Annotated in this window: 5 protein-coding genes; 2 read left to right on the top strand and 3 right to left on the bottom strand. The window is 71.3% G+C overall.

The window, feature by feature from the left end:
* Nucleotides 1-69: 69 nt before the first annotated feature.
* Nucleotides 70-1,539, bottom strand: coding sequence for a sodium:solute symporter (locus FPZ41_RS43645; RefSeq protein WP_152870115.1), 1,470 nt, complete (start codon nucleotides 1,537-1,539; stop codon nucleotides 70-72).
* 189 nt (nucleotides 1,540-1,728) lie between these two features.
* Between FPZ41_RS43645 and FPZ41_RS43650 the strand changes: the two genes are divergently transcribed.
* Together FPZ41_RS43650 and FPZ41_RS43655 are read left to right on the top strand one after the other, a co-directional pair.
* Nucleotides 1,729-3,426: a PucR family transcriptional regulator ligand-binding domain-containing protein gene (locus FPZ41_RS43650; protein WP_194236435.1), complete on the top strand. Its 1,698-nt coding sequence runs from the start codon at nucleotides 1,729-1,731 to the stop codon at nucleotides 3,424-3,426.
* 73 nt (nucleotides 3,427-3,499) lie between these two features.
* A complete protein-coding gene (locus tag FPZ41_RS43655; protein WP_152870118.1) occupies nucleotides 3,500-4,294 on the top strand; it encodes a phosphatase in 795 nt (264 codons plus the stop codon).
* Nucleotides 4,295-4,315: 21 nt separating this feature from the next.
* On the opposite strand, the gene FPZ41_RS43660 is transcribed toward FPZ41_RS43655, so the two are convergent.
* Both FPZ41_RS43660 and FPZ41_RS43665 read right to left on the bottom strand, forming a co-directional pair.
* Nucleotides 4,316-5,182, bottom strand: a complete 867-nt coding sequence (locus FPZ41_RS43660; protein ID WP_152870120.1) for an acyl-CoA thioesterase — start codon at nucleotides 5,180-5,182, stop codon at nucleotides 4,316-4,318.
* A gap of 179 nt (nucleotides 5,183-5,361) precedes the next feature.
* Nucleotides 5,362-6,519: an acyl-CoA dehydrogenase family protein gene (locus tag FPZ41_RS43665; protein WP_322621492.1), complete on the bottom strand. Its 1,158-nt coding sequence runs from the start codon at nucleotides 6,517-6,519 to the stop codon at nucleotides 5,362-5,364.
* Between the last annotated feature and the right edge of the window lie 195 nt (nucleotides 6,520-6,714).

Here is a 6,714-nt window from a genome sequence, read left to right on the forward strand (position 1 = left end):
GGTGCCGGGGGTGCGGGTGCCGGCGGGGGTCGAGCGCGCGTAGTACTACGCGTCGCACTACGCGTCGTACTAGGCGCTGACGGTTGTCGGTTCAGGGGCGGCGCTCTCGCCGCGGCCGGCCAGCCGTTCACGCCACGCGGCCAGTACGGCGGCGTCGGTGGCGGGGGTGACCAGGGAGACGATCAGGTACGCGGCCAGCGAGGACAGCAGCCCGTAGTAGACGGGCTCGTTGGCGAGGATTCCGTACGTCGCCATCAGCGCGATCACGGCGAGACCGCCGGCCACGACGGAGGCGAGGGCGCCGTACACCGTGCCGCGCCTCCACAGCAGGCCGCCGAGGATGGGGACGAGGAGCCCGCCGACGAGGAGGTTGTACGCCACGGTCAGCGCCTCCACCACGTTGTCGATCGCGACGGCCGTACCGATCACCGCGACGCCCATGACGAGGATGAAGGCGCGGTTCCCCCTGACCTCGTCGTGCGCGTCCCGGTCGTCTCCGCGGCGGACGGCTCCGCCCAGCCGGGACCAGATGTCGTTGTTGGCGACGGTCGCGCAGGCGATGAGGGCGCCCGAGGAGGTCGACATCACGGCGGCGAGGGCCGCGGCGAGCACCAGTCCCCGCACGCCGACGGGGAGTTCGTCCTTGACGATGGTCGCGAAGGCGTCGTCCGCGCTGCCCAGGTTCGGGTACAGCACCTTGGCCGCCGTACCGATGACGGCTCCGGCGAGGGCGTACGCCAGGCAGTACGTGCCCGCGACCGTGCCGCCCCACTTGGCGGTCCTGTCGCTGCGCGCGGTGAACACGCGCTGCCAGATGTCCTGCCCGATGAGCATGCCGAACGTATAGATCAGCACGTAGGTGAAGATGGTCTCGCCGCCGATGCCCAGCGGGGCGAAGTAGTCGGCCGGCAGCTGGGCCTTCATCTCGCTGAAGCCGCCCGCCTTGACGACGGCTATGGGCAGCAGCAGAAGCAGCACGCCGATGGTCTTCACGACGAACTGCACCATGTCGGTGAGGGTGATCGACCACATGCCGCCCAGCGTCGAGTACGCGACGACGATCGAGCCGCCGAGGACGATCGCGACCGTGCGGTTCAGGTCGAAGAGGACGTCGAAGATCGTGGCGTACGCGATGGTCGAGGTGACCGCGAGCATCAGGGTGTACGCCCACATCACCACGCCGGAGATCACTCCGGCCCGGCCGCCGCCGTAGCGCAGGTCGAGCATCTCGGAGACGGTGTAGACCTTGAGGCGGGCGATGCGGGCGGAGAAGAAGACGCTCAGCGCGAGCAGTCCCAGGCCGATGGTGAACACCATCCAGGCCCCGGAGAGCCCGTACCGGTAGCCGAGCCCGACCCCGCCGATGGTGGAGGCTCCGCCGAGGACGATGGCGGCCATGGTCCCGGAGTACATGGCGGGCCCGAGGCGGCGCCCGGCGACGAGGAACTCACTCTTGGACCGGGCGCGGCGCATGCCCCACCAGCCCATGGCCAGCATGCCGGCCAGATAGACGACGATCACGGCGTAGTCGACGACCATACGGGGATCTCCTTCGCGCACCTCGGTGGCGTGTCGTGCAGGGGGGCGTCTTATGCAGGGGGGAGCGGGGACGGCCGGTGGCCGGCCGCGGGGACATCCGCCCGTACCCGCGGCCACCGGTCGGCACTGACACTAGGTGGCCGGAAAGCAACGCTGAAGTGTACGTTTCCTCCATTCCGCGCCCAGCAGATGGAGGAAACATCCACCATGCCGGACCAGTCCGTCCCAGCGGTACCGTCCATCCCAGCGGTACCTCCCACCCCGCCCGTCCCCCTCTCGGCGCTCCTGGCCCGTGAGGACCTCGCCCTGCGCCTGATCGCGGGCCCGCCGGACACCGGCACCGTGATCCACTGGGCGCACACGTCGGAGATGGCGGACCCGTACCCGTATCTGCTGGGGGGCGAGCTGCTGCTGACGGCCGGGGTGCACATCCCGGACGCGGCGGGCTCGGGTACCTACTTCGACGACTATGTGTCCCGGATCGTGGCGGCGGGCGGTGCCGCGCTGGGTTTCGGCGTGGCACCCGTGCACGACACGGTGCCGCGCGCGCTGGTCGCGGCCTGCGACAGCTACGAGCTGCCGCTCGTCGAGGTCCCGCCCCGGACCACCTTCTCGGCCGTCGCCCGCGCCGTCTGGCAGCTGATGGCCCAGGCCCGGCACGCGGAGCTGCGGCGCGTCTCGGAGGCCCAGCAGAGCCTGGCCACGGCGGCGTCCCGCCCGGACCCGGTACCGGCGGTCCTGCGGCAACTGGCCCAGCGGGTGGGCGGCTGGGCGGTGCTGTACGGGCCGGAGGGCGCGGAACTCGCGACTGCGGGCCGGAAGCCGGGCGACACGGCGCGTACGGCGCTGAACGAGCTGGCGGGTGTCGTACGGCCGGGCCCCACGTCACCCGGCCCGGTGGCGCCCACCGGACCGGCCACCCCCACCGGAGTCGGGACCGGGACCAGGGCCGGGACCGACCGGACGGCGCCGCCGGCCACCGGCTGTCCCGTTCCTCTTCCTCCCGTCGCCGCCACCACGCGTCCCGCTCCCTCGCTCTCCCCCTCCCCCTCGCCCTCGCCCTCCTCAGCCAGCGACACCCTCGCGGGCACCCATCTCGCGGCCTACGCCCTGGGCCCGGGTCAGGGCTTCGTGCTCGGGGTCGCGGCGCCCCGGCGGGACCCCGGAGACCACACCATCGTCTCGGTCGCCGCCGTGCTCCTCTCCCTCCTCACCGGGGAGCACCACAGCGGCGCGGGCGCGGCCCGCTCCTCGGCGCTGGTGCGGCTGTTGCTGGGAGCCGCGCCGGAGGCGGTCGCGCCGCTGCTCGGAGGCGAGCGGTGGGTCGTCGTGCACGCCCGCCCGGACACGCACGCTCCCGACGCCGTGGCGGCCTCCGCGCTCGGTACGGCCCTCGGCTCCCCGCTGGTCGACCTGGCACAGGACGTCGTACGCGTCCTCGTCCCGGCCGACCGCGAGACGACCCCGCAGCCGGGCTGGACCTTCGGGGTCAGCGCGCCCTCCGATCCCCGTGAGTGGGCCCTGGCCGACACCCAGGCCGCCCGCGCACTGGCCCGTGCCCGCGCCACCCGCACGCCGCTGGTCCACCACGCGGCGCGCCCCGCCCTCGCCGACCTCGTCCCCGCCGAGGACGCGGTCTCCCATGCCCGCACCCTCCTCGCGCCCGTCGCCGGTACGCCCGCCCTCACGGAGACCCTGCGTACCTGGCTCTCGCTGCACGGCAGTTGGGACCGTACGGCGGTGGCGCTGTCCGTCCACCGCAACACCGTCCGCCAACGCGTGGCGCGTTGTGCGGCGCTGCTCGCCGCCGATCTCGACGACCCCGACGTACGCATGGAGTTGTGGTTCGCACTACGGCAGCACCAACCGGCCCGTCAAGATCGGTGAACACCAAGTGACCCGCGTCCCAGCGTTCGGGACGCCGGGGTCAGGCGCAGTCGTCTGCCTCACAATGGGAGTCATGCCGATATCCGGGACCCCCAGCCGCGCCGAACTCGTCGACCACCTTGTCCGGACGCGTATCGCGGGCGACGTCGCCACGCCCCGCGAGAACAACCTCTCCCACTACCGCAAGCTGGCCAACGGCAACCGCCACTACTGGCTGGGCCTGGAACTCGGCGACCGCTGGACCGACGAGCAGGACGTCCTCGCGGTGATGGCGGAGCGCGTCGGAGTGAACGACGACGCGGAGCACCGCTACGGACAGGACACCATCGACCCCGAGCTGACGGTGGCCGCCCTGGAGCGCATGGCGGCGCGGCTGCGCAAGGCCGCGGACAGCGAGCAGCGCGTCCTGTTCGCCACCGGCCACCCGGGCGGCCTGCTCGACGTGCACCGCGCCACGGCCGCCGCCCTGCGCGCCGCGGGCTGCGAGATCGTGGTGATCCCGGACGGTCTGCAGACGGAGGAGGGGTACGTGATGCAGTTCGCCGACGTGGCCGTCCTCGAGCACAGCGCCACCCTCTGGCACACCCACTCCGGCGAGCCGATGAAGGCCATCCTCACCGGCCTGGAGCAGGAGGGCCTCCCGCTGCCCGACCTGGTGGTCGCGGACCACGGCTGGGCCGGCTACGCGGGACAGCACGGCGTCGACTCCGTCGGCTACGCGGACTGCAACGACCCGGCCCTCTTCCTCGCCGAGTCCGAGGGCACCGTCCAGGTCGTGGTCCCCCTGGACGACCACGTGGTGAGCCCGCGCCACTACGACCCGATGACGGCGTACCTGCTGGACCAGGCGGGTCTCACCGAGGAGTAGCCCCCAGGGGTCTTCAACGGTTCACCTCGGAACCCGTACGACCCCCTCCTGGATCACCGTGATCGCCAGCTGTCCGTCCCGCGTGTAGATACGGCCCTGGCCGAGCCCACGCCCGCCGGACGAGGACGGCGACTCCTGGTCGTACAGGAGCCATTCGTCGGCCCGGAACGGCCGGTGGAACCACATCGCGTGGTCGAGCGAGGCCCCGACGACGTCCCCGACGGCCCAGCCGCCGCGCCCGTGCGCGAGCAGGATGGAGTCCAGGAGCGTCATGTCGGAGACGTAGGTGGCGAGGACGACGTGCAGGAGGGGGTCGTCGTCGAGCTTGCCGTTGGCGCGGAACCACACCTGGGAACGCGGTTCGCGCGGCCGGCCGTACCGGCCGTAGGGCGGGTCGTCGACGTAGCGCAGGTCGACGGCGGCCCGCTCCTCCAGGAGCTTGTCCACGACCGCGGGGTCGAGACCGTACGCGGGCAGCCGTTCCTCGGCGGCGGGCAGGGTCTCCGGATCGGGCGCGGGCGGCATCGGCGCCTGGTGGTCGAGCCCTTCCTCGTACCGCTGGAAGGACGCCGAGAGGGCGAAGATCGGCTGCCCGTGCTGGACCGCGACGACACGGCGCGTGGTGAAGGAGCGGCCGTCGTTCATGCGGTCGACGGTGTAGACGATGGGCGCGCCGGCGTCGCCGATGCGCAGGAAGTACGCGTGGAGGGAGTGGGCGAGACGGTCCTCGGGGACCGTCCGCCCGGCGGCGACGAGCGCCTGGGCCGCGACCTGCCCGCCGAAGACGCGAGGGACGACACCGGGCCGGGACTGGCCGCGGAAGATGTTCTCCTCGATCTGCTCCAGGTCGAGCAGATCGAGGAGAGACTGCAGTGGTGCCTGACTCATGCCGTGAGTCTGCCAGCCACGTGTTACGGCAGGCCGCGCACTGTTACCCACGAGTAGACATTGGTTGAACATCACACGGGGCGGACGAGGCGGCGGAGCCGGGCGGCCGCGCGTGAACACCAGCGAACACGGCGGACCCGGTGGACGCGGTGGACGCGGTGGACGCGGCCTGGCCGGCGCTAAAGACCCATGTCCTTCGCGATGATCGTCTTCATGATCTCGCTGGTGCCGCCATAGATGCGGTTGACGCGGTTGTCCGCGTACAGGCGGGCGATCGGGTACTCGTTCATGAAGCCGTAGCCGCCGTGCAACTGGAGGCAGCGGTCGATGACGCGGTGGGCGACCTCGGTGGAGAACAGCTTGGCGCTCGCGGCCTCGGCGGGGGTGAGCTCACCGGCGTCCAGGGCCTCCAGGGCCCGGTCGACCACGGCCTCCGCCGCGTCCACCTCGGCCTGACAGGCGGCCAGTTCGAACTTGGTGTTCTGGAAGTGGGCGACCGGCTTGCCGAAGACGACGCGGTCCTTCACGTACTCCTTGGCGAACCGGACGGCCGCCTTGGCCTGCGCGTACGCGCCGAAGGCGATGCCCCAGCGCTCGGAGGCCAGGTTGAGGCCGAGGTAGTGGAAGCCCTTGTTCTCCTCGCCGAGGAGATCCTCGGCGGGAACCTTGACGTCGACGAAGGCCAGCTCAGCCGTGTCGGAGGTCTTCAGTCCCAGCTTGTCGAGCTTCCGTCCGACGGAGTAGCCCTCGGACTTGGTGTCCACGGCGAACAGGGAGATGCCGTGGCGGCGGTCCTCGGCGCTCGCGGCGGAGGTCCGGGCGCAGACGATCACGCGGTCGGCGTGCACACCACCGGTGATGAAGGTCTTGGCACCGTTGAGGACGTAGTGCGTCCCGTCCTCGCTGAGCTTGGCTGTGGTCTTCATGCCCGCGAGGTCGGAGCCGGTGCCCGGCTCGGTCATCGCGATGGCCCACATCTCCTCGCCGGTGACGAACTTCGGCAGATAGCGCTTCTTCTGCTCGTCGGTGGCGAGCATCTTGATGTACGGCAGGCCGAGCAGCACGTGCACGCCGGAACCGCCGAAGGTGACGCCCGCGCGGGCCGTCTCCTCGTACACCACGGCCTCGAACTTGTACGAGTCCATGCCCGCGCCGCCGTACTCCTCGTCGACGCGGATACCGAAGACGCCGAGGTCGGCGAGCTTGTAGTAGAAGTCGCGCGGCGCCTGGCCGGCGGCGAGCCACTCGTCGTAGACGGGGACGACCTCGGCCTCGATGAAGGCCCGAAGGGTCTCCCGGAACGCCTCGTGGTCCTCGTTGAACACCGTACGGCGCACGCCGCCACCTCCACCTGCGTACGTTTGGACTTGCCTAAGCGCTTGCTCAGAGCACCGTACCGGCGAGTACGAACACGAGTCCAGACCACCCAGGCAGTAACGCTCATCACGGAGGAGCGCCCCTGGCGCTTGTCGCTCTCAAGGGGCGCGGGGAATTGCGCGACAAGCCCCTACCCGGCCGCAGACAACCCACCC

This window comes from Streptomyces acidicola (assembly GCF_009377235.1).
GTDB classification, from domain to species: domain Bacteria; phylum Actinomycetota; class Actinomycetes; order Streptomycetales; family Streptomycetaceae; genus Streptomyces; species Streptomyces acidicola.